Here is a 26,109-nt window from a genome sequence, read left to right as displayed (position 1 = left end):
TCATGCCGGACCGCGCTCTTCTGCGGCGGTACCGGCTTCGAGCAGGCCCTCGCCGTGTTCGACCGCATCGTTGACGATCCGCGACGTGCGCCGGTCGGCCTCGCCCGTGGTCTGCACCCGCAATGGCTCGGCGGCGAGTTCGGCGGGCACGTCCTCGGCCACCGCGGCGGTGATCAACACCTGCTCGGCGCCCGCGGCCACCTCGGCCAGCGCGGTGCGCCTGCGCCGATCCAGTTCGGCGAACACGTCGTCGAGCAGCAGCACCGGTTCGGTGCCCGCGCTGCGCAACAGCTCGAACGAGGCCAGGCGCAGCGCCAGCGCGAACGACCAGGACTCGCCGTGGCTGGCGAACCCCTTGGCCGGTGCGCTGCCGAGCAGCAGTTCCAGATCGTCGCGGTGCGGGCCGACCAGGCACACCCCGCGGTCGAGTTCGCGGGACCGCGCGGCCGCGAGTTCCCGCAGCACGATCTCGTGCAGCAGGGCCGCGTCGCCGTCCTCGGGCGCCCTGGCCGGGTCGAGCAGCTCCGGCGGCAGATAGCCCGAGCGGTAAGCGATTGCGGCCGGGCGTGATTCGGGGGCGATCGACCGATAGGACTGTGCCAGATGGGGATACAGGTCGTGTACCAGCCGCAGACGCTGCGCCAGCAGGACCGACGCGTGCTCGGCCAGGTGCCCGTCCCACACATCCAGCGTGCCCAGATCGGACCGGGAACGGGACTGGCGCCCAGCGGTTTTCAGCAGTGCCGAGCGTTGCCGCAGCACCTTGTCGTAGTCGGCGCGTACGCCGGCCAGCCGGGGCAGGCGGGCTGTGCACAACTCGTCGAGGAACCGGCGCCGCTCCCCCGGATCGCCACGGACCAGCGCAAGGTCCTCCGGGGCGAACAGCACGGTCTGCAGGATGCCGAGGATCTCGCGGGACCGGCGGACCGGCGAGCGATTGATCTGGGCCCGATTGGCGGCACCGGCCTTGAGCTCCACGTCGACGCGCAGTTCCCGGCCCGTGTTGACCACGGTCGCCCCGATCCTGGCCTGGGTGGCGCCCATCCGGATCAGTGGCGCGTCGGCGGAGACCCGATGGGAGCCGAGCGTGGCGAGGTAGCCGACCGCCTCGAGCAGGTTGGTCTTGCCGTTCCCATTCGCCCCCAGCAGCACCGTGCGCCCTGGGGACAACTCGAGCTCGGCGTGTTCCCACGAGCGGAAATCACGGACCGACAGCGCACGGATGAACATGCCCGGTTACGCGCGAGCCCGGCTCAGCCGGGCAGCCGGACCGGCATCAACAGGTAGATGTACTGGCTCTCCAGCGCCGCGAACGCACCGGACTCCAGCACCTTGGGCTCCTCGTCGGAGGCCGGCAGCAGCACCGCAGGACGGCTGGGCGTGGTGAAGCCGAAGGTGACCCGATCGGTGTGCAGTGCCGAGAGCCCCTCGGTCAGGTACCCGGGATTGAACGCGATGGTCAGCGGCTCGCCACGGAAATCGGCCTCGAGCCATTCCTCGGCGCGTCCCGCGTCGTCCCCACCCGCCGACAGCAGGACACCGTCTGTGGAGAACTCCAGGCGCACCTGGGCACCGCGCTCGGCCACCAGGGCGACACGCTTGATCGCCTCCGACAGCGCGGCGACGGGCAGGGTGGCGATGGAGGTGTGCTCCTTGGGGAGCAGCTGGCGGAACTTGGGGAATTCCGCGTCGAGCAGCCGGGTGGTGGTCCGGCGGCCCGCGTTGACGATGCCGAGCAAGCCGTCGGCGCCGCCACCGCTGCCCAGCGACAGCTGCACGGGCGCCTCGGCCGACCCGAGGGTCTTGGCGGCCTCGGAGAGGGTGCGCGCGGGGATGAGCACCGCGGTCTCGAGATCGGAACGGTTCGGCGACCACTGCAGGTGCCGCACGGCGAGCCGGAAGCGGTCGGTGGCGGCGAGCACCACGTCGTTGCCCTCGATCTCGACCCGGATGCCGGTGAGCATGGGCAGCGTGTCGTCACGGCCCGCGGCCACGGCGACCTGGCCGACCGCCTCGGCGAACACGTCGACGCTGAGTTCACCGGTCTGCTGCGGTACCTCGGGCAGCTGGGGATAGTCCTCGACCGGCATGGTGGGCAGGGAGAACTTGGCGCTGCCACAGGCGATGAGCACGCGGGTGCCGTCGACGGAGACATCGACCGGCTTGTTCGACAGCGCCTTGGTGATGTCGGCGAGCAGCCTGCCCGAGACCAGCACCTGGCCGGGACCGGCGACCTCGGCCGCGACGCGCATCTGCGCGGAGACCTCGTAGTCGAACCCGGAGACGGTCAGCCCGTTCTCGTCGGCGACCAGCAGGACACCACCGAGAACCGGCACGGGCGGGCGGGACGGGAGGCTGCGCGCCACCCAGGCCACCGACTCGGCGAAATCCTCTCGAGCGACCCGAAACTTCATGCTCGCAAGCTCCATCGCCCGATTTGTCCTCTCCGAGTTTCGAATCCGTGTGCGGGTGTGTTCAGCGGAGTTGAGGTGCTGTGTCGGCCGCGCACTGAGTCTCGCACAACCAGCCGACAACCAAACGGTACCCGGACAACGCGTGAAGTCCGCATCGACCCTCCCGGCCGATCCCCGCCTTGCCGAACCGTCCCCGCTCCTCCTTGCTGCCTGTGAGTGAACGACCGACCGAGCCGAGCCTGCCGATCCGACTTTCCACACACCCTGTTTTCAAGAGATCTCTCTTAGAAGGAGAACTGAAGTAGTAGTAGGCACTGTGGAATCTGTGGACTTCCCTCGAATCCGCAGGTCAGAGACCGAGTCGGCATGGGGATGACCGTGGAGTGACTCGAGGATGAATCGGAGGCGTCTGTGGACGGACGAAGTTGTCCCAGATCCATCCTCGAGTTGTCCTCGAGTTGTTCCACCGGATTCACCCGGTTGTTCACACGCGGTGCCACCCTGGTGGCAACCCGGTGGATTCCTCGAGGAGTCCACACGAATTCCTCGAGGAATCCACAGGGCGGATTCGGCAGCGGCGCAGGTCAACATGCCCATCTGCCTGTGAGCGGAGCAACCTGTGGACGATGTGGACAACTCCCTGTGAGCGAATACTCCCCACTCGGTCCCCAGCCCCTGTGCGCGAACCGGTGCACAACCGGTGGATTCCTCGAGGATTCCACAGGGATTCCTCGAGGAATCCACAGGGCAAAAAAGAACACCGCCCCAGGTCAGGGCGGTGTTCGGGGTTGGGGATGAAATCAGCGCGAACGTTGCTTGATCCGGGCTGTGAGTTCTTGCACCTGGTCGTAGACGCGACGGCGCTCGGTCATCTCCTTGCGCACCTTCTTCTCCGCGTACATCACCGTGGTGTGGTCACGGCCGAACGCCTGCCCGATCTTGGGCAGCGACAGATCGGTGAGCTCACGGCACAGATACATCGCGATCTGCCGCGCCTGGGCCAGCGGACGCGCCTTGCCGGGCCCGGTCAGCTCCTCGAGCGTCGTATTGAAGTACTCCGCGGTGACGGCCATGATCGTGGCCGCGTTGATCTCCAGCGCGGCGGTGTCGGGCATGAGATCGCGCAGCACCACCTCGGCCAGCGAGAGATCCAGCGGCTGACCGTTGAGCGAGGCGAAGGCCGTCACCCGGATCAGCGCGCCCTCGAGCTCGCGGATGTTGCGCTCCACCCGGCTGGCGATCAGCTCGAGCACATCGTGTGGCACGTCGAGCCGGTCCATCCGCGCCTTCTTGCGCAGAATCGCGATCCGGGTCTCCAGCTCGGGCGGCTGCACATCGGTGATCAGGCCCCACTCGAAGCGGGTCCGCAGCCGTTCCTCCAGCGTCGCCAGCTGCTTGGGCGGGCGATCCGAGGACACCACGATCTGCTTGTTGGCGTTGTGCAGGGTGTTGAAGGTGTGGAAAAACTCCTCCTGGATGCCTTCCTTGCCCTCGATGAACTGGATGTCGTCGACCAGCAGGATGTCGGTCTCGCGGTAGCGGCGCTTGAACGCGACCTTGCGGTCGTCGCGCAGGCTGTTGATGAAGTCGTTGGTGAACTCCTCGGTGGAGACGTACTTCACCCGCATCCCGGGAAACAGCCGCTGCGCGTAGTGCCCCGCCGCGTGCAGCAGGTGGGTCTTGCCCAGACCCGAGGCGCCCCAGACGAACAGCGGGTTGTAGGCCCGCGCCGGTGCCTCCGCGATGGCGACCGCGGCGGCGTGCGCGAACCGGTTGGACGCGCCGATCACGAACGTCTCGAAGGTGTACTTGGCGTTCAGGCTGGCCGAGGACGAACTCTGCGGCGGCGCCTCGGGCGACTTGCTGAAGTAGGTCGGCCAGTTGTTGCGGGCATCGACCACCGGCTCGTCGTCGGTGGAGTCGGCGCCGGGCTGGCCGGGGAACGGCTTGTCCGGCGCCTCGGCGGCCGGTTCCTCGACGCGCGCGGCCAGCGGTTCCTCGGCCTGCGGGCCACGGCCCCGGCTCGGCGCGCGCTGCGGCGGATCGGGGGTGAACAGCGATTCCTGCCCGGGCGGGATGTGCTCGCGGCGCGGGGCACCGCCCTGTTCGCGGCGCGCGGGCGGTGCGGGCTCGGCCGGGCGTTGCTCGGGGCGTCCACCGCGGAACTCCCCGCGGCCGCCGAACTCACCGCCTGCGTAATCGGCGACCGGGTACGCGGCGGTCGGCTCGAAATCGGAGCCGGGGAACTGGGTGTGTTCGCCCTGGTATTCCGGTGGCTGGGCATATTCGGGGGGCTGCTGGTACTCCGGCTGCTGGGAGTACTCGGGAGCCTGGGCATAGTCCGAGTCGGCCGGATATTCGCGGTGCCCGGAATCACGCGGCCCGGAGTCGCGGTGTCCGGAGTCGCGGTGCCCGGGGTACTCGGCGCGTTCGCCGTACTCGCCGCCCTGGGCCGGGTACTCGCGGCCGCCGTAGCTGTTGCCGTAGTCACCGCCGGCCGGGTACTCGGCCGCGGCGGGATAGTCGTTGCCGTAGTCACCGTTCTGCGCGGGATAATCGCCCGCGCCGTAGCGCGGCCTGCCGTAGTCACCGCGGGCGGCGTAATCGGGGACGCTGAAATCGGGGCCGGGATAGCCGGCGGGCGGGCGCACCTGTTCGCGCGGGCGCTCGGGCCTGCTCGTCATCCTGGCGTGCCGGGGCGAACTGCCTGCCCGCTCCCCCGCGGCCGGGCTCGGCGCGGCGATGCGAACACCGAGTCCTTCCACCTGCGGACCGAGCCTGCGGCCCAGCGAGCGGAGGATGGGTTCGCGCAGATCGCGCTCGATCGCCTCCTGGGCCAGCGAGGACGGCACCGACAGCAACGCGAAACCCTGCGCGACGGTGAGCGGTTTGACCAGCTTCAGCCACGCCTGCTGCGCGCGGCTCACCGCCGGGATCGCACCGTCGGCCGAGCCGGTGGTGAGCTCGGCGACCACCTCCGGCCATACGGTGGCCAGCACGTTCTGCTCGTCGTCCATGCAGCGTCCTCCCCGGACCGGTTTGTTGGGGCCCACGACCTGGCGAGCACGCTCGGAAACCACCGTTGATCAGGTGGAATTCAGTGATCCTGCGTACAACCGAAGCCGGTTCGAACGCCGTGCGGTCCCAGAGTCGGCGACTGCGGCGCGGGCACCGTCGGCCCTACGAATATGCCACTCCGGCCGTCTGTCCACACAATTATCCACAGATGTGGACAAACCTGGGGATAGAGGAATTCTGCCAGCGTGTGGCAGTGAATGGGGGCTGGACCTGCGGTTCTTCAGCAATCCCCCGGCTACAGAGGTTAGCTGGCCCCGTCGCACAAGGCTAGAGGTGTGGACGAACTCACGAAAATCCGCCCGCTGCGTCACTACATCCCGGGCGTGTCGTCCCAGGTCGGGCCGGTCCGGGGTGCCGAGGCCGGGTCCGGTAACCTGGAGCTCGTGCCTGGCGCACGTGCCTGGGGGCCGAGTTTGACCCTGCGTAGCGGTATCAGTACCCTCGTACAGTCACCCCTTGGCGCGGTGGCGGCTGTGTGCTGCACGTCGATCGCCAAGGCCATCTGCGTGTAGACCGCGGTCGCTGCGCAGACATCCGATTCACCGAACAGACTTCGGGTACCGCATGGTGCCCACCAACTCGAGGAGTGTTGACCGTGGCCAAGGGCAAGCGGACGTTCCAGCCGAACAACCGTCGTCGGGCGCGCGTGCACGGCTTCCGCCTCCGGATGCGGACCCGTGCGGGCCGCGCCATCGTTTCGGCGCGTCGCCGTAAGGGCCGTTCCGAACTGACTGCCTGATCGCGCGTAGTCGGACGCTCGGGTGTTGCCTGAGCCGTATCGGTTGCACCACCGTGCCGAATTCTCCCGCACGGTGCGCCGCGGTCAGCGAATCGGGAGGCGAGATCTCGTCGTACACGCGTTCGCGCACACGTACGACGATGTCGCCGACGGCGATTCCCTGGTCCGCGTAGGCGGTCCACGGTTCGGGCTGATTGTCAGCAAGGCGGTGGGTAACGCGGTGGTTCGCCACCGCGTCGCCCGCCGCCTGCGTCATATGTGCGCCCAGGTGGTCGACGAGTTGCCGGTCGGCACCGATGTCGTGATCCGGGCACTGCCCGGCGCGGCCACCGCCGACTCCGCCGAGTTGCTGCGCCAGCTACGCACCGGACTGCGCAAGCTGGGCTTGCGTCAGGCTCCGGAGCCCGCGCTCGGTCGCACCCCGGTCGGAGACCCGCGATGAGGACTCTCGCCCGGCTACCCGCGAACGCGCTGATCTTCCTGATCGAGCTGTACCGGAACTATGTCTCCCCCACCCGGATGCCGATCTGCCGGTTCACCCCCACCTGCAGTGAGTACGCGGTGACCGCCCTGCGAACCCGCGGGCTGGTGGTCGGCTCGGTACTGACGGTCGTGCGCCTGGCCAAGTGCGCACCCTGGCACCCTGGGGGGTGGGATCCCGTGCCGGCGCGCGGGTCGAATGCTTGCAAAAAGTCATCGCCCGCGTTGATCGGCGATACGAACGACGGGAGTACCTAGAGCCGTGCTCGACATCATCTATTGGCCGGTATCCGCGATTCTGTGGTTCTGGCACAAAGCCTTCGGCTTTGTGTTCGGAGCCGACAGCGGTCTCACCTGGACCCTCTCCGTGGTGTTCCTGGTCTTCACCCTGCGGCTTGTGCTGTACAAGCCGTTCGTGAAGCAGGTGCGCACCACCAAGCAGATGCAGGAGTTGCAGCCCCAGATCAAGGAGCTGCAGAAGAAATACAAGAACGACCGCGAGACCATGGCGCGGGAGATGCAGAAGCTGCAGAAGGATCACGGCTTCAACCCGCTGATGGGCTGTCTGCCGGTCCTGGTGCAGGTGCCGGTGTTCCTCGGCCTGTTCCACGTGCTGCGCTCGTTCAACCGCACCGGCCACGGCTTCGGCCAGCTCGGCCTCTCCGCCGAGGAGAACGCGAACCTCGGCAACTACATCTTCAGCGCGACCGACGTCCAGTCGTTCCTGAGCGCCCGCATCTTCGGCGCGCCGATCGCGGCGTTCATCACCGCGCCCACCAATGAGCTCCAGGCCTTCGCCGACTGGGGCGGCACGCCGAGCCGGATGAGCATCGCGCTCGTCGCGATCCCGCTGATGATCATCGCCGGTGTGGCGACGCACTTCAACGCGCGTGCCTCGGTCCAGCGCCAGACGCCGGAGGCCGCGGCCAACCCGCAGGCCGCCATCATGAACAAGCTCTCGCTCTGGGTGTTCCCGCTCGGCGTGATGGTTGGTGGTCCGTTCCTGATGATCGGCATCCTGCTCTACTGGGTGGCCAACAACGTCTGGACCTACGGACAGCAGCATCTGGTGTTCGGCCGGATGGAGAAGGAAGAAGAAGAGAAGAAGGCCAAGAAGCTGGAGCAGCGCGCACAGAACGCGCCCAAGCCCGGCGCCAAGCCGGTCGACGTCCGCAAGAAACAGGACGCCCCGGCCGAGGATTCGGCCTCCACGAACGGCACCGCCGCGAGCAACGGCACCCCCAAGCAGTCGGCCAAGCAGGGTGGCGGTCAGCGTCGGCCCGGCGGGCAGAAGCGGCCGGGTAACCGTGGCCGGGCGAACCAGAAGCGTAAGCGCTGAGCGGCGATCGGATAGAGGGAATCCAATGACTGTTGAGACCGAGACCGACGGAGGGGACGCCACTGTGGCGACGACTGTTGACGTCGTGAACGACGCCGAAGAAGCGTTGATCGAAGAGGGCGAGATCGCGGGCGACTACCTCGAGCAGCTACTGGACGTGCTCGACTTCGACGGCGATATCGACCTCGATGTCGAGGGCGACCGCGCCATCGTGAGCATCGATGGTGGCCGCGATCTGACCAAGCTCGTCGGCCGCAACGGTGAAGTGCTCGACGCACTGCAGGAACTGACCCGGCTGGCCGTGCAGCAGGCGACCGGCGTGCGCAGCCGGCTGATGCTCGACGTGGCGGGCTGGCGGGCGCAGCGCCGCACCGATCTGAGCGAGCTCGGCGTGGCCGCGGCCAAGCGGGTGCTCGAGTCGGGCAAGCCCGAGGCGCTGTCGGCGATGACTCCGTTCGAGCGCAAGATCGTGCACGACGCCGTCGCCGATATCGATGGCGTGGTGAGCGAGAGCGAAGGTGTCGAGCCGAATCGTCATGTGGTGGTCGTGCCCGAGTAGGCTGACATCCGCCCGGCGCGACACCGCCCACGAATGATGTGATTAGGGCCTCCGGTCTCGGACCGGGGGCCTTATTCATGCCCGACGCGATTGATCACCACTCGGAAGGATGTTTCACGTGGAACGAGAACTGGGTGCGCTGTCCGCCGAGCTGGAACCCCCCGCCGCCGCTGCCCGGGTGTTCGGCGAGCGCCTCGACCTCGCCCGCCGCTACTGCGCGGCCCTGGCGACCGCGGGCGTGCAGCGCGGTCTCATCGGCCCGCGGGAGGTCCCCCGGCTCTGGGCGCGACACATCCTCAATTGTGCTGTCGTCGGTGAGCTGATCGATGAGGGCGCCTCGGTCGTCGACATCGGTAGCGGCGCCGGACTCCCCGGCATCCCGTTGGCCATCGCCCGGCCGGACCTCCGCATCACCCTCGTGGAACCTCTGCTGCGCCGGACCGTGTTCCTGAGCGAGTTCATCGAGGAGGCCGGGCTGGAGGTCACCGTGGTGCGCGGGCGGGCCGAGCAGTCCGGTGTGATCAAGGAAGCCGGCGGCGCCGATGTCGTCACCTCGCGTGCCGTCGCACCGCTCGCCAAACTCGCCCACTGGTCGCTGCCGCTGCTGCGCGATCACGGACGGATGCTGGCGCTCAAGGGAACCAGCGCCGCCGAGGAACTCGAGCGCGATGGCGCCGAACTGATCCGCGACGGCGCCACCGATCTTCGCGTCGTCGGCTGCGGTGCGGGCATCGTGGAAATCCCGACGCTCGTCATCAGCGCCGAACTCCTCCCCCGCGCCGAGCGCCCCACCCGCCGCAGCGAGCGCAAGGCTGCCGGCGCGGAGAAGAAGGCTCGGAAGCGTCGGGAATCCGGAACCGCGTGATCTTCGTTCGCGAGAGCGCTTTTCCCCTTTCGTAACGTGACGAAAGGGTCCGTGGGTGGTTGCCTAGGGCGGATCCGACCCGATTTCGGGTCACTGCGCCGGGCCGTCGCAACCGTGACGTGAGCGACCGCCCGCGCTGGAGTCGCGGTGTTTCACGTGGAACGCCGCCCGTGCGAGAGTCTCGATTTCGAGCGCCGCTCCCCCGATGTTTCCCGTGAAACAACTTCTCGGACGCGGAATTCGACACAGTTGGGCGTGTCCTTCTCGCCGTGCCGCGATTCAGCTTTCCTAACCGTCGCGGTACTGGCAAGCTGTTCACAGTCGGGCGTGAGCGTCTGGGCCACGGTGATGTGGACGATGCCACGCCGCACTTATATGCGATGACACGGCGCCGACGCTCGGTCGGGAGTACGTGATCTGAAGTTTCTCGGGTTAGGAGCTGTCTATGTCGAGCGGTCCGGCGAATGTTTCACGGGAAACAGCGTCGCGGGTCCCGGGGATGCTGGATTCCAGCAGCTTCGACGCGGAGACGTTCGGGAACACTCCTTTCGGGAACATCTCCCCGGCCGAGACCCCGATCGCGGCGGAAGCGCAACGCGCCAGCCAGATTCTGCATCCAGGAAAGGTCACTGTGCCGAAACCCCGCGAGCAACGGATCATCACCATCGCCAACCAGAAGGGCGGCGTCGGTAAAACGACGACGACGGTCAATCTCGCTGCGGCGCTAGCGCACCAGGGGATGACGGTCCTCGTCGTCGATCTCGATCCGCAGGGCAACGCGAGTACCGCGCTGGGCGTGGCACACCACTCGGGCGTCCCGTCCAGCTACGAGTTGCTGATCGGCGAGGTGACGGTCAAGGACGCGATCCAGACGAGCCCGCACAGCGAACGGCTGCTGTGCATTCCGGCCACGATCGACCTCGCCGGTGCCGAGATCGAACTCGTCTCGATGGTCGCGCGCGAAGGCCGGTTGAAGACCGCCATCCACGAAGCCGCACTCGCGGGCTACGACATCGACTACGTGTTGATCGACTGCCCGCCCTCGCTCGGCCTGCTGACGGTCAACGCGCTCGTGGCCGCCAAGGAGGTGCTGATCCCGATCCAGTGCGAGTACTACGCGCTCGAAGGTGTCGGTCAGTTGCTCCGCAATATCGGGCTGGTGCAGGCGCATCTCAATCCCGAACTGCACGTGTCCACCGTCCTGCTGACCATGTACGACGGCCGCACCAAACTGGCCGACCAGGTGGCCGAGGAAGTGCGCAACCACTTCGGCGACGTGGTGCTCAAGTCGATGATCCCGCGCAGCGTGAAGGTCTCGGAGGCACCGGGTTACGGCATGACCGTGCTCGATTACGATCCGGGTTCCCGCGGTGCGATGAGCTACATGGACGCGGGGCGCGAGCTGGCCGGTCGCGCGCAGCTCAAGCAAGACGCATCGTAGTTGTGTGTTGGACCGTCGTAGTTGTGTTGGAAGACTGAAGGGATCGGTAGCCGATGAGTCAGGCGAAAAAGGGCGGTCTCGGTCGCGGTTTGGCCGCGTTGATCCCGACGGGTCCGGCGACGGCGCCGGGTTTGAGCAGTGCCGCGGCGAGCGTGATCGGGATCAACCCGATCGGTCCGCAGCCGGCCGAGGCGTTCCTGCATCGCGTCCCGGAACCCGAATCGGAGCCCGAGGCCGCGGCTGAGGACCTGGTCTCCCCCGGTGACGCGGTGTACCGCGAGATTCCGGCCGACCAGATCGAACCGAATCCCAAGCAGCCCCGCCAGCACTTCGAAGAAGAGGCGCTGGCCGAGCTGGTGCACTCGATTCGCGAGTTCGGTCTCATGCAGCCGATCGTGGTGCGCCGGGTCGAACCGGGCGTCGACAAGTTCCAGTTGGTCATGGGCGAGCGTCGTTGGCGCGCCTGCCAGGAGGCCGGCCTGGCCACCATCCCGGCGATCATCCGCGACACCGCCGACGGCTCGATGCTGCGTGATGCCCTGCTGGAGAACATCCACCGGGTGCAGCTGAACCCGCTCGAAGAGGCGGCCGCCTATCAGCAGCTGCTCGAAGAATTCGATGTCACCCACGAGGAATTGGCCACCCGAATCGGCCGCTCCCGACCGGTGGTGACGAATATGATCCGATTGCTGAAGCTGCCGATCCCCGTGCAGCGTCGGGTGGCGGCCGGGGTTCTTTCGGCCGGACATGCCAGGGCGCTGCTCGGTCTGGATGCCGGTGCGGACGCACAGGAAGTTCTGGCGGCGCGGATCGTCGCCGAGGGATTGTCGGTTCGGGCCACCGAGGAAGCGGTGACGCTGGCGAATCGCAATCCCTCGGAGGTCGCTCCCCCGGCGCCGAAGCGCAAGCCGATCCACATGCCGGGTCTGCAGGAAGTGGCCGAGCGGCTGTCGGGTTCCTACGACACCAGGGTCACGGTCAGCCTCGGCAAGCGTAAGGGCAAGATCGTTGTCGAGTTCGGCTCCGTCGAAGATCTCGAGCGCATTGTGGCGCTGATGGAGCAGCCCAGCCCCGAAACGTCACTGTGACGGGGCCCTTCCGGCCTTTCTACACAATTGAAAGAGGCGGCATTACTGTGGATAGTGATGTGGCGTGAGCGTGGACGAATCGGATAGCTGGAGGCTGAGCAGAGCGGTGTCGACCAGCGTCACAGCATTGACTCTCGACGGGCTCGATCAGCTCCCGGCGCACACCCGGCGGTGTGTGTTCTGGGAGCTCGATCCGGCCGTCGCCGCCGACTCGCACGCGTTCAGCGATCCGGTCTTCGAGAAAGAGGCGTGGCTCTCGACCGTGATGCTCGAATGGGGTTCATGCGGTCAGGTGGCCCAGGTCGAGAACAACATCGCCGGCTGCGCGCTGTACTCGCCGCCGAGCGCGGTGCCGCGGTCCTCGCTGTTCCCCACCTCCCCCGTGAGCCCGGACGCGGTCCTGCTGACCACGCTGCAGGCCGAATTCCCCTACGACGAGGCCGATGTAGCCCATCGCCTCGTCCAGGCCGTGGTGGCCGATCTGGTGCGCCGTGGCGTGCGGGCACTGGAGGCGTTCGGTATTCGCAACGGTCCCCCGACCACCTCGGTGGCCGATCGCGGTCTCGGCTCGTCCATGCGCCTGATGGAACGGATCGCCGCACCGCTGCGCGACCGGGCCGCCGCGGCGCACTGCACGCCCGAAACCTGCATGATCGACGCCGATTTCCTCGAAGACGTCGGTTTCGAGGTGGTGGCCCCGCACCATCGCTTCCCCCGCCTGCGCCTGGAGCTCGACTCCGATCACGGCTGGAAGGAAGACGTCGAGCGCGCTCTCGACCAACTGCTCGCCGCCGCGGAGATGGCTCCCCCGACGCGCGTCGGCGTGCACTGATTCACCGGACAACGACAACGGCCCCCGTGGGAAACCACGGGGGCCGTTCGGTCTTCGGAGCCTAGACGCGCGGTGCGGGCACGTTGCCCGCGTCGGCGGCGGCCAGTTCTTCGGCCAGGAGTTCGGCGAAGGTGTAGGTGCCGGTGGGCTGGTCGTCCTGGCCGAGCAGGTAGAGCCGCTTCACGGAGATGAGGATGGCTTCGGCGATCACGTCGCGCATGCGCGGGTTGGTGAGCACCGAGGCGTCGTAGTCGTTGGTGAGGTAGCCGATGTCCACCTGGACGGTCGGCATCTTGGTGAGCCGCAGCAGATCCCAGGTGCGCTGATGGGTCCGGCAGTCCTGCACCGAGGTGCGGGCCACCACCTCGCGCTGGATGAACCCGGCCAGCACCTGGCCGATCATCGACACCGAGCCGTGCGAGTTGCCGAAGTAGAACCCGGCCACCCCCTTGGCCGACGGGTTGTCGCTGGTGGCGCAGCGCAGCGAGATCATCAGATCGGCGTCGAAGGCGTTGGAGGTCTCGGCGCGTTCGGAGTCGGTGGGGTTGGCGCCCCACGGCCGGGACAGGAACGTCTCCATGCCGGTGGCCGCCATCCGGCCTTCCAGCCGCGAGGCCAGATCCCACAGGATTTCCGACTCGTAGACGTCACCGAACTCGGTGGGCACCGCGAAACCCTTGTCGGCACCGCCGAATCCGGGATCGATCACGATGCGCTTGCCGGTGAGCTGCGGTCCGGCCCGGTGCACCACCTCTTCCTCGGCGATGCGGTGCGGGTTGCCACCGGTGACGCGCGCGCCGAGCAGTTCCAGCGAGCGCAGGGTGTCGGGCCCGCAGATGCCGTCGGCGGACAGGCCGATCTCGCGCTGGAAGGCGCTGAGCCCCTCGTGGGTGTGCGGCCCGAAATAGCCGTCCACCCGGTACACGTAGAAGCCGAGGTCCTGCAGCCTGCGCTGCAGGGTGGCCACGTCGTCGCCGTAGAGGGGCGCCGAGAGCTGATAGATCAGTGTGCGGGCACCCAGCCGGTAGGAGGCTTCCTTCAAGGCGCGGTAGGTCGCCGGACCGACCACGCCGTCGACCAGGAGGCCGCGCTGCTGCTGGAACGCGCGGACCGCCGAGTCGAGCGGACGGTCGAACACCGCGTCGGTTTCCTTCCAGTACTCCCGCGCGTCGGCGCCGTCGAGGGACTGGCCGTGCTGGGGATGCAGGAAACCGAGGCTTGCGAGGGTGCTCCGAACCTCTGCGACGGCTGGTCCTGAATCGCCGTGACGAAGTCGGTGCATGCGTGAGAGCCCTTTCCTTCGGCCGGAGCGTCGCCTCGATTGTCTCAGACCCGGGGCGTATTACGGGAATCCCGGGTCCAGGCATCCTACGGCGCGTCGGCCGGTAGGAGGCGCTTTTGTGGGATGCGATACCTCAGATGAGGCCGTCGAGTTCGCGCAGCAGCGCCGCCTTGCCCTTGGCACCGACGATCTGCTTCACCGGCTTGCCGCCCTGGAACAGGATCATGGTGGGCAGCGACAGGATCTGGTAATCGCGCGCCGTGCCCGGGTTCGCCTCGGTGTCGAGCTTGGCGATGGTCAGCTTGTCGGCGTGCGAGCCGGCGATCTCCTCCAGGACCGGAGCGACCATCTTGCACGGACCGCACCAGTCGGCCCAGAAATCGACCAGCACCGGCTTCTCGCTGAGCAGGACGTCGTCGGCGAAGGACTGGTCGGTGACGGTGATGGTGTTGGCGCTCTCGGCCATGGTGTCTCCTTGGAGGGGGGTGGAACTCGTCGTGCTCGAAATCAGTTGGCGCGCACCGCGGCCGGGCCGTCGGCATGGTCGAGCGTATTGGCGGTGATGTCGCCCTGCTCGGCGAGCCAGCGCTCGGCGTCGATCGCCGCGCGGCAGCCGGTGCCCGCGGCGGTGATCGCCTGGCGGTAGGTGTGGTCGACGAGGTCGCCCGCGGCGAACACGCCCGCCACGTCGGTGGCGGTGCCCGGATCACGCACCTGCACATAGCCTTCGCCGTCGAGGGCGACCTGGCCCTTGACCAGTTCGCTGCGCGGGTCGTGGCCGACCGCGACGAACAGGCCGGTCGCGGCGAGCTCGGACTCCTCGCCGGTGCGGGTGTCGCGCAGGGTCAGGCTGGTGACGCTGGTCTCGCCGTTGACCTTCGCCACTTCGGCGTTGAGCACGAACTCGATCTTGGGGTTGGCCTTGGCGCGCTCGAGCATGATCCGCGAGGCGCGGAACTCCTCGCGGCGGTGCACGATGGTGACCTTGGACGCGAACTTGGTGAGGAAGGTCGCTTCCTCCATGGCCGAGTCGCCGCCGCCGACCACCACGATGTCCTGGCCCTTGAAGAAGAAGCCGTCGCAGGTGGCGCAGGCGCTCACGCCGCGGCCGAGCAACTGCTGCTCGCCGGGGACGTTGAGGTAGCGGGCCGCCGAGCCCATGGCGAGGATGACCGCGTAGGCCTCGAAGGTCTCGTCACCGACGGTGACCTTCTTGATGGTGCCGGACAGGTCGATCGCGTCGACGTCCTCGGTGCGCAGGTCGGCGCCGAAACGCTTGGCCTGCTCGCGCATCTGCTCCATCAGGTCGGGGCCCATGATGCCCTCGCGGAAGCCGGGGAAGTTCTCCACGTCGGTGGTCGTCATCAGCGCACCGCCGAACTGGGTGCCCTCGAAGACGAGGGGGGCGAGCTCCGCGCGGGCGGCGTAGACGGCCGCGGTGTACCCGGCGGGGCCCGAGCCGACGATGATCAGGTCGCGAACTGGCGTGCTCATGGGGCCCTTCCGAAAGACAAGCTGGGGATGTGTCGGTCAACAACAGGGTAAACGGTGTTGTTCCCGGCGTGGCGGCACTGTCCCGGAACCGGCCGGATCAGCCGATGTCGCGCAGAGCCAGCTGTTCCGGCGCGCCGGTGGTGCAGCCGGTACCGACGACCAGCGCGGTGATGGTCGGGCGCTCGGGTCCGGCGACCAGCACGAGCACCGCGTCGGCGCCACGGAAGGTGATGCTCGACGCACCGAGCACGGCGCGATCGATCCCGTTGGCTCGCACACAGCGGGTGAGCGCCGCCTCGTCGCCCAGCGGACCGCTGACCGTGCGCTTGCCGAGAGCGCTGAGCGCGGCCGCGGTGGTGAGTTCGTCACCGGGGTCGGCCGGTTCGGTGTACGGGGCCGCGGTGGGGGTGCCGTCGGTGGTGTCGAGCGTGGTGACGACGGCACCGGCGCCCGCGAGCACGGCAACCGTGGCCGCCGCCGCGGCCAGCAGGCCGAGTCTGCGCCGGGATCGGTACCGGTCCAACGGGACCACCGGGGCGCTCGGCTGTTCCGGTGGTGGTTCGGCCGGTGGGCTCAGGCGTTCGGTGGGGCCCTCGCCCGCGTCGAGGTCGGCGACGAAGCGGAACATGCGGTCGGCGACATCGTCGGGCATGCGGTGCATGACCCGGTCCTCGGTGCTCAGTGTGTGGAGGTGGGCGTCCACCTCGTCGAGCTGGTTCAGGTAGCGCAGCGCGTCGGGGTCGGTGCGGACCAGGGGCCACAGTTGCTCGCGCAGTTCGGGCGCGAGATTGTCGGCATGCAGATCGGCCAGCAGTTCCGACGGGAACGGAGGCTGCGGCACGGATCGAGCCACCCTCGCACCTCCCCTGTTCTGTCGATATCGGATCGCAGGATTTACATCGCTGACTTACTCGTCACTGTTAATGACGCATCCGGGCTAGATCCGGTTCCCTGGATCCCGGAAAAATTCCAAACGTTCTTGCAAACGTACGCGCGCTCGGGAGCATCTGCTCTTGATCGTGCCCTCCGCCACGCCGAGCGCCGCCGCCGCCTCGGCCACGCTGCGGCCCTCCATCTCGACCATCACCAGGGCCAGCCGCTGGTCCTCCGGCAGCGTGAACAGCGCCTCGCCCACCACTGTCGACAGTTCGTACTCGGCGAACTCGTCGCGCGGCTCCACGGCCTCCGGCATGGTGTCGGGGGTCACCGAGATGGCGCGGCGGGTCTTGTTGCGGCGGATCCGGTCCAGGCAGGCGTTGACGACGATCGCGTGCAGCCAGGACCGCACCTCGGCCTCGGCCCGGAACGAGCCGGCCGTGCGGTGGGCCGACAGCAGCGCGTCCTGCAGCGAGTCCGCGGCGTCCTCGCGGCTGTAGGAGGTGCGCAGCGCGGTCTGCCACAGATGGTCCTTGTGCCTGCGCAGCAGCTCGGCGAAGGCGTGCGGCTCCCCGCGCACGTGGGCGGCCAGCAGTTGCTTGTCACTGCCGTTCTCCAGAACGAACGAGCGGTCACGGGACGCGACCTGCCGCGTTCTCCCCCCGCGGATTTGCTCGTTGACTTCCGGCGACAACACTCGACCCCTAGGACAGCGCTCATTACGGCGACTTCACGTCGGCGAACGAGGCCGAACCATCACCTGACTACAACGCGGCGTCCAGGATCGACGTCGACAGATCCTGGGTAGCTCCCAGCCGAGAGCGCGGGAGTGATCATAACGTTGATAACAATCGCGCACCAACCGGACCGCAGTTCGATGAACGGGGGTGTTCGATGCGGAAATAGTCGACCACCTGCGCTGATGGCGGTGGGAAGGGGACGCGGGCGAGTTTTTACGGCGCCGCGTCGAAGCGGACGTCGGCGATCGCGGTCTGGAACTGACCACCCGAATTCGCCAGTCCGGTGATCCATACGAGCACGAAACGAACGGCCTGATCGGTCTGCACGGCGATGTCGGTGACGCCGTCACCGAGCGTGGCGGTGCCGATCAGCTGGGTCTGGTCGAGCGTCGGCGTCTCGCTGGGCGAGGTGCGGATCTCGACGGTGCTGCCCGGGCTGGGCGAGGTGATCGACACATTGGTCAGCTTGGCCGGGGTCGGCAGCGTGGCCAGCAGGCCCACGCCCTTCTTGAGGGCGGGGAACTGCTGGAAGTACTGATCGGTGCGCCACAGCGTGGTCGGGTTCTGGTCGAGCACCGCCCCCGCGGCGGCCGCACCGTCCGGGGTGCCCTCCGGGGAGAACACCGCGGCACCGGTGACGGGCACCGGCACGCTCGTCGGCGGTTCGGGCTCCCCCGACGGTTCCGGGGCGCCCGCCGCGGCCGGCGGCGCGACGCTGGAGGTGAGACCGATGTTGATCTGCTGGTCCAGCGGCTTGTCCGAGGCGCCCGGCGCGAAGATGCTGACCATCCACCAGATCAGCACGCCGACGACCAGCGCCGCCAGCACGCCGAGGCCGACCATGATCCACATCATCCGCTGCGAGCGTTCCCGCTCGGCCGCGAGCAGTTCCGGATCGGCGAGCGAATCGGGACCGCTGGCGACCGCCCGCTGACCGAGCCGCAGCACCGGGATGAAATCGGTCTTCTGGTCGACGACCGAAGCCTGCTCGAGCACATGCTGCACGGTGGCCGCGGTACGCACACCCTTGTTCGATTCCAGCGAACGGACCGCGACGGCCGAGATCTCGAACGGCACCTCCGGCCGGATCTGGCGCGGTTCGACCGGCGTGCCGTCGGGCCCGAAATCGGCGAGCCGGAGCCCGCCGATGGTGGCCGCGGTCCCGGTGACGCCGCCGACGCGGATCGGCCAGCGCGCGGTGATCAGGGCGTAGAGCATGGCGCCGAGGCCGCGCACGTCGGACTGGGCGTCGGCGTCGCCGAGCGTGCCGGGGAAGGCGAGCACCGCGTCACCGGAGGCGCTGATCCGGATGCGGTCGGGATGGTCGATCGAGAGCGAGCCGCCGCCGCGATGGGCCAGTTCGGCCGCCGAGGCGAGTGCCCTGATGGCCCTGGCCGCGCCGATCGGCGAGGGGACCGTCTCGGCCATCTCGCGCAGCGACCGGCCCGGCGTCCACTCGGCGACGACGATGCCGCCCGAGCTGCCGCGGACCACGTCCAGGACCCTGGCCAGGCCGGGCGAGTTGATCCGGCCGAGGCGCAGCGTGCGCGACAGGATGGCCTGCGGGCCGTCGTGACCGGCGTTCTCGCCGGACTTCTGGTCCGCGTCGACGAAGGTCAGCGCGACCTCACGGTCGAGTTTGATGTCGAGGGCCTGCCAGAACTTCAGCCCGCGCGCGCCGCCGTGACCGGCGAGCAGGCGGTATCGCCCACCCGCCACCGACGCGCCGGGGATCAGCTTGGGGCCGCGCTGGGCACGGCGCGGATCGGCCGGTGGCAGCGGCGGGATCGGCAGCATGCCGGTGTCGTGCGCGTGGTCCTGGGGCGGCTCGACGTGGTGCTGCTCGTCGGCCGGCTGGTTGTCGTGGTCCGTCGGGCCGTTGCCCTGCGGAGTGTCGCTATCGTCGGGCGCGTCGGCGTGCCCGGATGCCGCCGTGCCTGCCACAGTGGGCTCGACATCGGTGGACATCCCTCCTGCTGCGCGCGCCGCAGAATCAGCGGCCGGGACGCCGCCCACCGCGTCATCGCTCACCCTCGGTCCTCCTTCGGACTGGTCTCGCTGATCGTGCGGACCGTGCGGATACTTCCGCGTGTTGACGAAATCGCCACCCGTGTCGGTCTGCCGAACAGCGTACGGGAACTGTGCTTGGCCGGTGATGTCAACAGCGCCTGGGCGGATCACGGGCAACACCATGGTCTGGGTGTCCAACGACTGCCCGTAGGCCGGATAGCCGTAGGTGTCGGGCCTGCGCAGGACCGTGGTCGCGTAGATGTCGTCGCCCTCGGCCGGTGTGTCGTCGAGTCCGAGGTCCGGCGCGGGCGGGGTGATACCCAGCTTGCGCGAGATCGCGACGGTGATCGCCACGACCTCGGGAACCCCGGCCAGCCGCATCAGGCCGAACGCCACCGAGAACAGCACCACCGCGCCGATGGCGACGCGCAGCAGTGAACCGGCGCCCCCGGAAATCCGGTCGAGCCCGGTGACGGTGTCGACGATGAGCATCACCGCGCCACCGGCCACCGAGGCCAGCAGCACCCTGGTCACCGTGCGCCCGACATTGGCCATGCGCAGATCGCCGAGGCTGCGGTGCAGCAGGATGCCGCCGACCACCGCGCCCGCGGTGAAACCGAGACCGGTGGCGACACCGAGGATGATGACCACATCGCTGCTGTCGCGGGCGAGCACCGGCGCGAGCGCCGAGAACGCCACCTTCACCGCGGTGATGCCCATGATGATCCAGGTGGGCGTCCAGGCCTGTTCCCTGGCGTAGAACACGCGCAGATGGATCAGCACCAGCGAGTACGGGATCAGCGTGAACGCCGACCAGCTCACCGCGCTGCCGAGGCGTTCGGCATCGCCGGAGAAGCGGGCGTAGCCGTAGAGCGCCTCGCCGATCGACGGGCCCGCGACGGTCAGGAAGGTGACCACCGGGATCAGCGCGATCATGGTCAGACGGGTGGCCACGGACAGGTCGTCGACCACCGCGGGCGTGTCGTCGTTGGCGGCGTTGCGGCTCAGGCGCGGCATGATCGCGGTCAGCAGGGTGACGCCGAGGACGCCGTAGGGCAGCTGCAGCAGCAGCCACGCGTTGGTGTAGATCGCCGGTCCGGCCTCGTCGGCGGCGGAGGCGATGTGGTTGGCGACGGTCATGCCGATCTGGCTGATCAGCACGTAGAGGATGATCGCCGCGGCCATCTTGCCGAACTGCCTGAGCCGGGCGTCGATGCCCCACAGCGGGCGCAGATTGATGCCGTGGCGGCGGATCGCGGGCAGCAGGCACAGCGCCTGCGCGGCGACACCGGCGGTGACGCCGATGCCGAGGACCAGCAGTTTCGTATCGCCCATCTTCACCGGATCGAGGCTGATCTCGCCCGGGGTGACCGCGTAGACGGCCAGCACCACCAGCATGACCACGTTGTTCAGCACCGGCGCCCACGCGCCGGGCTTGAACGCCTGCCTGGTGTTCAGGATGGCGGTGAACAGCGCCGAGGCGCCGTAGAAGAAGATCGCGGGCACCAGCAGAAACGTCAGCGCCATCGTGAGCTGGGTGTTCACCTTGCCGTCGGAGGCGACGAACACCTGGGTGGCCAGGATCGGGGTCGCCGCCGCGGTGAGCACCGTCGCGGCGAACAGGACCGCGAAGGCCGCGGTCACCAATCTGCGGATGAACGCGGCGCCGCCGTCGGCGTCCTCCTGCTCGGCGCGGATCAGCGTCGGCACCACGATGGCGGTGAGCACGGCGCCGAGCACCAGCTCGGCGATCATGTTGGGAATCAGGTTCGCCGAGATGAACGCACTGGCGATCGCCGGACCGAGCACCGTCAGCAGCAACAGCTGCTTGGCGAACCCGGTGATCCGGCTGATCAGCGTCGCGAACGCGATCGACCCGGAATCCTTGAGCAGTTTCGCGTTGGCGCTCTGCGGGGTCTCGGCCTTTTCGGCCTTCTCGACCTTTACCGGCTTCGGGCGCGCGATGACCTGGGTTCGCTCCGAGGACCCGGGAATCGGCTGACCGGACCCGCGACCGGGATCGGCGAAGGCCGCCCGCTCGCCGGGCCGCGCGGAATCCGCCGGCTTCCCGACCGGTGTCCCCGGCATCCCCGGGTAGCCGGTCTGCGGCGGCGCGCCACGTCTTCCCTGCTCAGGTGGCACAGCACGGCGCGAACCGGGCGCTTCGCCACCAGGCCGCCGCTCGCCTCCGCCGGGTGGCCGCTGCCCGGGCTGATCGCCGAACCGTTGCGTCCGCTCGTCATCGGCCTCGGGTCGCGCCTGCCGGGGAATGGCCCCCGACTGCGCACCCGGCCGCTGCTGCACCGGAAACTCACCCGAGCGCCCGGCCGGTCCTGGCCGCTGGCGGGGGAACTCCCCCGATCGCGGATCGGGCGCAGGCCCGCGCCGCAGCTGCGGAGATTCCTCGGGTCGCCCAGGACGCTGCTGCACGGGGAACTCGCCGGATCGAGAGCGCTGTGCGGGCTCGCTGTCGGCCGGTCCACGACGTTGCGGGTCGCCAGGGCGCCCGTCCGGGTTCGGGCCAGGGCGTTGCTGCGGTGCGGGTCCGCCCGCCGAACCGCGTTGTCGCGGTGGCTCACCAACTCGTCCGGCGGGGCCTTCGCTCAGGGGCGGCTCGGCGGGGCGGCCGACCGGGTTCGGGCCGGGCCGTTGTTGGTGTGCGCCAGGTCGACCCGCGGGCCCCTGGTTCGGGTGACGCTGCTGCTGCGGTGGTTCACCCGCCCGGCCGTCCGGCCCTGGCCGCTGCTGCGGGAACTCGCCGGATCGAGGGGCGGTACCCGGTCGCTGGACGCGCGGGATCTCGCCGGATCGGCCTGCCGGACCGGGCTGACGTGGATTCGGGACCTGACCGGGGCCGCCCGGCGGCTGGCCCGGGTAACCGCGCGGCGCGCCGTCGGGGTGCGGACCGGGCTGACGGGGCGGTGGGCCCGGTGGCACGCGCCGGTCGCCGGGATGCCGTGGGGCGCCCGGCCGGTCGCTGGGGTCGGCGGGCCTCGGCGCGGCGCCGGGCGGTACCGAGCGGTCCTCGGAACGCAGCGGAATGCCGTATCGGTCGACCGTGGGATCGTCGGGGCGGACAGGTTGGTCGTCGGGATACCGCGGGCCTGCGGGCGGGCGGAGCCGGTCGTCCGGGTAGCGGGGTGCGCCCGGGTCACCGGGGCGGGCACGCAGGGTCGGCTCGTTGTCGGGGTACCTCGACGCGCCCTGGTCGGCGGGCCCACCGGACGGGTAGGCGCCGGGTTCGAGGGGACGATCGTCGGGGTGCCGCGGCACGCCCTGGTCGAAGGAGTCTCCCGGACGACGCTCCGGTGGGGGCACCCGGTCGGCGGGGTGCCGAGGTGTGCGGGGGGCGGGATCGCTCGGCAGCGGCCGATAGGAGGCGATGGTCTGCTCGGGGTCGACGGGTGGCTGACCAGGGGTTACCTGAGGCGGCAGCCCGGTTCGAGGCGACAGCGGACGGTCGACTCGCGGCAGTGCGCCCGAGGCCTCGTCGTTGTCGCCACCGCGCCCGGCGCTCATCCCACGTTCCCACGGCGCGGCGGGGGCCCGGCGCTGGTCCGGTCCGTCGCGACGATCGTCGTGGTCTCGCCGATGAGCGGAATCATCGTCGCCCATCATGCCTCCTGTACCCGGCGCAACCCGCGAATCCCGCCGGTCCGATGAGCGTTTCGCCCACCCGTGCCACTCTCTCGTCCCTGTCTGCCATGGTGCCTCGCTCGCCGGTCAGGCGTGGGCGTTCACTGCCGCTGCAGTCGCTGACGGGCGCGCCGCAATCGACTCGCCCGCCGTTGTGTTTCCGGGTCGAACCCTTCGTCGGCGGGATCGGGCTGACCGCGGAAGCGCCGCCACAGCCGGCGCCCGGCCAACAGCAACAGCAGTATCGCGGCACATGCGGTAATTATGGCCAGGGCCTGACCGTAGGCATTCGACCGCACCGATACCGAGGTCGCCTCCCCTAGCGCTATGCCCTCCGGAGTGGTAAGAGCGATCGGAATCACCAGCGTACGGCTGTCACTCACCTCGGTCGGGATCTGGAACGACCTGGTCCCCGACGGCGGAAGCAGCTGTTCGCCGATATCGGTGATCTTCGTCTCGGCGGGCGCCTCGATCCGGAACATCACCCGGATCGCGACCGGCAGTTCATTGCGGGCCACCAGCAGCAACGGGCTCTGTTCGGAGGCCAGCGTATACACCCCGCCGGGCGGCAGCACCGACACCGAGGCGAACATCGTGTCGAGCTCGCGGGTCGCCTGATCGATGCGGCGCTGGGCGTGCAGATCGGCGAGGGTGTTGTCGTCGGCGCGGCGATCGGACAGGCTCAGCGCCCGCAACAGGTCCTCGCGAGCCGGAGTGAGGAACGCCAGCGGCGTGAGCTCGGACTCCGGCACTTCCACCAGCGCGCGCAGCAGCTCGCTCACGCGCGCGCCCTGGGCCTGGATCGGTGCCACGTACTGCTCCGGCGCCGCGTCCTGGGCGGCGCGCGGCAGGTATTCGAGCGTGTACGGCCGCGGATCTGGCGCCTGGGCGACCAGATCGGCGAAGGCGCGCGGCGCGGCGAGATTGTTGCGGGTCAGCAGCTCGATCTGCTTGAGCAGCGCGATGCCCTCTTCCCGGTTGGCACCCCACTGCTGCGGCGGCATCAGCAGCTGCGAGCGCGGCCGGTCCGGCGCCGGGTTGAGCGCGGTCCAGGCCATCGCGCCGAGCGCGTCCTGCAGCCGGGCGGGTCGCGAGTCGTTGGTGACGTCGAATCGCACCTTCGACGGCGTGAACGACGGCGTCGGCGGATTCGACCCGACCGCGGCCAGCGCGGTCGCCGACCAGATGTCGAACGTGGTCACATGCAGGGCCGGATCGACCGGTGGGGTCGAGGACGGCGACTCCACGCTCACCGCGGGCACCCGCACGACATCGGGCGCGGCCTGTTCGCCGCCCACCACGACACCGGGCTCGAGCATGGCGGGCGCCGAGGTCAGCGCGGTGTCGAGATCGGCGGGCGCGCCGTCGGCGGAGACCGCCGAACCGGCCAGCACGGCCGTCTCGTACCCGTGCTGACGCAGCAGATGGCCCGCGGGTTCGTCGATGCTGCCGGAATCGGGCAGGCTCACCCCGCGCAGCGACTGGGTGCCCAGGATCGCGTCCACCACGTCGGCGGGCGCGAGCAGCGCCCGCGCGGACAGGCCGGGATCGTTGACCGCGGCCAGCGCCGACAGGTCGACCTGCGCGAACGGCAACGCCACCGTGCACATCGACGACGCCAGCGCGCGCAACCGGTCCAGCCACGCCTGCGCGTTCGCCGCACCCGTCCCCTCGCGGGTGGCCCCGCTCGGATCCGACGGGCTGGCCAGCACCCGGTACCCGCGGGTCATGGTCTGCACGGTCGACACCAGGTCCGGATCGACGGCGATACACACCGACCCCGCCACGCCCCGCTCCCGGCCCGGCGCGGGCACCACCGACTCCAGCGCGGCCACCAGCTGTTCGAGCCGCCCGCCCTTGCCGAGCGAGACGGCGAGCTCGTCGTCGAGCAGCTCCGGCTGCCCGTTCACCGACCCCGGCTTGCCCGCGACCATCCGCGGCCGATCGGCCAGCGGCCAGACCAGCGTCGTCGCCACCGGCGCGGCCTCCGGCGGTGCGGCGACCGGCAGCGAGGACGCGTCGCCGGAGGCAGGCGGCAGGCCGAGCACCGGCAGCAGGAAGCGGGCGTCGTCGAGCCTGGCCTGGGTGCCGTAGGCGGGTTCGCCGTTGACGTTGAGCAGCAGCGGATACACCCCGGGATCGGTCAGCCCGAGCGAGGCGGCACCGGTGCCGTCGCGCAGCGCGATGCTCACCGAGAACTGTTTGCGCTGACCGGGACTCAACCGCTCCGCGACATCCTGGAACGGCCCGGTGACCTCGTAGTTCACCTGATCGAGCCGCAACGAACTGCGCAGACCGCTCGGTGAGGTCACCGCGGCGGCGCGCTGGATCCGCACGCTCACATCGTCGACGACGCGATCACCGATGTTGGTGACCGTGCCCGAGACCGTCAGCGTCGGATCGCTGCCGGTGGTGACAGTGCCGGGCGCCACCGCGTCCATGGTCAGCTTGAGGAACTTCGGTGTCGTGATGCCCGACCCGTTCGGTTGCGCGTGCGCGACCGCGGGCAGGAGCGACACCGAACCCAAGATGGTCAGGACCGCCGTGATCAGCCGGAACAGTCCACCCGTCATCGCTTGCCGGTCTCCATCCGGTCGATCAATCGATTCGCCACTTCGGCCAGCCGCCGTTCGTCGGCGTAGGCCAATCGGGAATCCAACTCGCTCAACGGAACCCACGCAACCTGGGTGACCTCCACGTCGGCGTCGGACAGTTCACCGCCCAGTGAGCGCAGCAGGAAGTGGTGCACCGTCTTGTGTACCCGCCTGCCCTCGGTCACGAACCAGTAGTCGATGTCGCCCAGTTCGGCGACCACCTCGCCGTTGATCCCGGTCTCCTCGGCGACCTCGCGGATCGCGGTCTGCTCGGAGGTCTCACCCGCCTCGATGTGCCCCTTGGGCAACGACCACAGCAACCGCCCCCGGCGATCGGTCCGCCCGATCAGCGCGGCGCAGCGCAGCTCACGCGGCCCGTCGAGCCCGTCGACGACCAAACCACCCGCCGAGGTCTCCCGCACGGTCCGCATCCGCGGTTTACCGGCATTGTTCGCCGAACCGCGCCGCCGCGGCTGGCGGCGTCGACTGTTCGCGCGATCGGCCGGAGGAGACACCTGGCCAGCTTAGCTGTGTTGTTGGAGCGCTGGCGCGCTCGAGGTCGCGGCCCCGGAGGGGCCGCCGGTCAGGCGCCGCGGCTTGCTCCTTCGTCGCGTACGCCGCGGCGCCTGACACCGGGCGGCC

20 protein-coding genes are annotated in these 26,109 nt (G+C 69.2%); 9 read left to right on the top strand and 11 right to left on the bottom strand.

The genetic code is table 11. The features are described from left to right. The 3 genes from recF to dnaA form a co-directional block, all read right to left on the bottom strand. The gene (recF, locus tag ACFVVM_RS21465) at positions 1-1,230 is read right to left on the bottom strand and encodes a DNA replication/repair protein RecF (RefSeq protein ID WP_387620977.1); all 1,230 of its coding nucleotides are present in this window, start codon (positions 1,228-1,230) and stop codon (positions 1-3) included. Positions 1,231-1,253: 23 nt separating this feature from the next. Further along, the gene (gene dnaN / locus ACFVVM_RS21460; protein WP_387620975.1) at positions 1,254-2,429 is read right to left on the bottom strand and encodes a DNA polymerase III subunit beta; all 1,176 of its coding nucleotides are present in this window, start codon (positions 2,427-2,429) and stop codon (positions 1,254-1,256) included. A gap of 785 nt (positions 2,430-3,214) precedes the next feature. Then, positions 3,215-5,431: a chromosomal replication initiator protein DnaA gene (gene dnaA / locus ACFVVM_RS21455; protein WP_387620973.1), complete on the bottom strand. Its 2,217-nt coding sequence runs from the start codon at positions 5,429-5,431 to the stop codon at positions 3,215-3,217. Positions 5,432-6,087: 656 nt separating this feature from the next. Between dnaA and rpmH the strand changes: the two genes are divergently transcribed. The 9 genes from rpmH to ACFVVM_RS21410 all read left to right on the top strand — a co-directional run bounded on the left by rpmH (position 6,088) and on the right by ACFVVM_RS21410 (position 12,835). Beyond that, positions 6,088-6,231, top strand: coding sequence for a 50S ribosomal protein L34 (gene rpmH, locus ACFVVM_RS21450; RefSeq protein ID WP_071932098.1), 144 nt, complete (start codon positions 6,088-6,090; stop codon positions 6,229-6,231). Positions 6,232-6,253: 22 nt separating this feature from the next. After that, positions 6,254-6,673, top strand: coding sequence for a ribonuclease P protein component (gene rnpA / locus ACFVVM_RS21445; RefSeq protein ID WP_387620970.1), 420 nt, complete (start codon positions 6,254-6,256; stop codon positions 6,671-6,673). Next, positions 6,670-6,969, top strand: coding sequence for a membrane protein insertion efficiency factor YidD (yidD, locus tag ACFVVM_RS21440; RefSeq protein ID WP_387620967.1), 300 nt, complete (start codon positions 6,670-6,672; stop codon positions 6,967-6,969). The genes rnpA and yidD overlap by 4 nt, the downstream gene beginning before the upstream one ends. 4 nt (positions 6,970-6,973) lie before the next feature. Then, a complete protein-coding gene (gene yidC, locus ACFVVM_RS21435; RefSeq protein WP_387620964.1) occupies positions 6,974-8,050 on the top strand; it encodes a membrane protein insertase YidC in 1,077 nt (358 codons plus the stop codon). A 25-nt stretch (positions 8,051-8,075) separates the two neighbouring features. Next, positions 8,076-8,609 carry a protein jag gene (locus ACFVVM_RS21430; protein WP_387620962.1) on the top strand — a complete coding sequence of 178 codons (534 nt, stop codon included), beginning with the start codon at positions 8,076-8,078 and terminating at the stop codon, positions 8,607-8,609. 109 nt (positions 8,610-8,718) lie between these two features. Further along, positions 8,719-9,474 (top strand): 16S rRNA (guanine(527)-N(7))-methyltransferase RsmG, encoded by a 756-nt coding sequence (rsmG, locus tag ACFVVM_RS21425; RefSeq protein WP_387620960.1) that lies wholly within the window; start codon positions 8,719-8,721, stop codon positions 9,472-9,474. A 445-nt stretch (positions 9,475-9,919) separates the two neighbouring features. After that, positions 9,920-10,915 carry a ParA family protein gene (locus tag ACFVVM_RS21420; protein ID WP_387620957.1) on the top strand — a complete coding sequence of 332 codons (996 nt, stop codon included), beginning with the start codon at positions 9,920-9,922 and terminating at the stop codon, positions 10,913-10,915. Positions 10,916-10,968: 53 nt separating this feature from the next. Next, positions 10,969-12,003 (top strand): ParB/RepB/Spo0J family partition protein, encoded by a 1,035-nt coding sequence (locus tag ACFVVM_RS21415; RefSeq protein ID WP_387620954.1) that lies wholly within the window; start codon positions 10,969-10,971, stop codon positions 12,001-12,003. A gap of 106 nt (positions 12,004-12,109) precedes the next feature. Then, on the top strand, positions 12,110-12,835 hold the full coding sequence (locus ACFVVM_RS21410; RefSeq protein WP_387620952.1) for a GNAT family N-acetyltransferase: 726 nt from the start codon (positions 12,110-12,112) through the stop codon (positions 12,833-12,835). 61 nt (positions 12,836-12,896) lie between these two features. On the opposite strand, the gene ACFVVM_RS21405 is transcribed toward ACFVVM_RS21410, so the two are convergent. From ACFVVM_RS21405 to ACFVVM_RS21370, 8 genes are all read right to left on the bottom strand, one after another. Beyond that, positions 12,897-14,117 (bottom strand): N-acetylmuramoyl-L-alanine amidase, encoded by a 1,221-nt coding sequence (locus tag ACFVVM_RS21405; protein WP_387620949.1) that lies wholly within the window; start codon positions 14,115-14,117, stop codon positions 12,897-12,899. Between the two features lie 133 nt (positions 14,118-14,250). Beyond that, a complete protein-coding gene (gene trxA, locus ACFVVM_RS21400; protein ID WP_387620946.1) occupies positions 14,251-14,583 on the bottom strand; it encodes a thioredoxin in 333 nt (110 codons plus the stop codon). Between the two features lie 41 nt (positions 14,584-14,624). Then, entirely contained in the window at positions 14,625-15,611 is a 987-nt protein-coding gene (gene trxB / locus ACFVVM_RS21395) for a thioredoxin-disulfide reductase (protein ID WP_387620944.1), read from the bottom strand. A 97-nt stretch (positions 15,612-15,708) separates the two neighbouring features. Continuing rightward, complete coding sequence (locus ACFVVM_RS21390; RefSeq protein ID WP_387620941.1) at positions 15,709-16,452, bottom strand: hypothetical protein; 744 nt, start codon at positions 16,450-16,452, stop codon at positions 15,709-15,711. A 96-nt stretch (positions 16,453-16,548) separates the two neighbouring features. Further along, a complete protein-coding gene (gene sigM, locus ACFVVM_RS21385; protein ID WP_387622298.1) occupies positions 16,549-17,106 on the bottom strand; it encodes an RNA polymerase sigma factor SigM in 558 nt (185 codons plus the stop codon). Positions 17,107-17,440: 334 nt separating this feature from the next. Then, on the bottom strand, positions 17,441-21,232 hold the full coding sequence (locus ACFVVM_RS21380) for a lipid II flippase MurJ (protein WP_387622295.1): 3,792 nt from the start codon (positions 21,230-21,232) through the stop codon (positions 17,441-17,443). A gap of 1,742 nt (positions 21,233-22,974) precedes the next feature. Then, positions 22,975-25,446 (bottom strand): DUF6049 family protein, encoded by a 2,472-nt coding sequence (locus ACFVVM_RS21375; protein ID WP_387620939.1) that lies wholly within the window; start codon positions 25,444-25,446, stop codon positions 22,975-22,977. Next, positions 25,443-25,898, bottom strand: a complete 456-nt coding sequence (locus ACFVVM_RS21370) for an NUDIX hydrolase (protein ID WP_387620936.1) — start codon at positions 25,896-25,898, stop codon at positions 25,443-25,445. Before ACFVVM_RS21370 ends, ACFVVM_RS21375 begins: the two co-directional genes overlap by 4 nt. Positions 25,899-26,109: the final 211 nt, after the last annotated feature.

The sequence above is a fragment of the Nocardia sp. NPDC058176 genome, assembly GCF_042883805.1.
Taxonomy (GTDB): Bacteria; Actinomycetota; Actinomycetes; order Mycobacteriales; family Mycobacteriaceae; genus Nocardia.
Note: the sequence above shows the minus strand (reverse complement) of the source record. Positions and strands in the feature narration are given on the sequence as shown.

Coding starts and splice junctions, on each gene's coding strand:
- recF (WP_387620977.1), bottom strand. CDS start 1,230: ATGTTCATCCGTGCGCTGTCGGTCCGTGATTTCCGCTCGTGGGAACAC.
- dnaN (WP_387620975.1), bottom strand. CDS start 2,429: ATGGAGCTTGCGAGCATGAAGTTTCGGGTCGCTCGAGAGGATTTCGCC.
- dnaA (WP_387620973.1), bottom strand. CDS start 5,431: ATGGACGACGAGCAGAACGTGCTGGCCACCGTATGGCCGGAGGTGGTC.
- yidD (WP_387620967.1), top strand. CDS start 6,670: ATGAGGACTCTCGCCCGGCTACCCGCGAACGCGCTGATCTTCCTGATC.
- ACFVVM_RS21430 (WP_387620962.1), top strand. CDS start 8,076: ATGACTGTTGAGACCGAGACCGACGGAGGGGACGCCACTGTGGCGACG.
- rsmG (WP_387620960.1), top strand. CDS start 8,719: ATGTTTCACGTGGAACGAGAACTGGGTGCGCTGTCCGCCGAGCTGGAA.
- ACFVVM_RS21420 (WP_387620957.1), top strand. CDS start 9,920: ATGTCGAGCGGTCCGGCGAATGTTTCACGGGAAACAGCGTCGCGGGTC.
- ACFVVM_RS21415 (WP_387620954.1), top strand. CDS start 10,969: ATGAGTCAGGCGAAAAAGGGCGGTCTCGGTCGCGGTTTGGCCGCGTTG.
- ACFVVM_RS21405 (WP_387620949.1), bottom strand. CDS start 14,117: ATGCACCGACTTCGTCACGGCGATTCAGGACCAGCCGTCGCAGAGGTT.
- trxA (WP_387620946.1), bottom strand. CDS start 14,583: ATGGCCGAGAGCGCCAACACCATCACCGTCACCGACCAGTCCTTCGCC.
- trxB (WP_387620944.1), bottom strand. CDS start 15,611: ATGAGCACGCCAGTTCGCGACCTGATCATCGTCGGCTCGGGCCCCGCC.
- ACFVVM_RS21375 (WP_387620939.1), bottom strand. CDS start 25,446: ATGACGGGTGGACTGTTCCGGCTGATCACGGCGGTCCTGACCATCTTG.
- ACFVVM_RS21370 (WP_387620936.1), bottom strand. CDS start 25,898: ATGCGGACCGTGCGGGAGACCTCGGCGGGTGGTTTGGTCGTCGACGGG.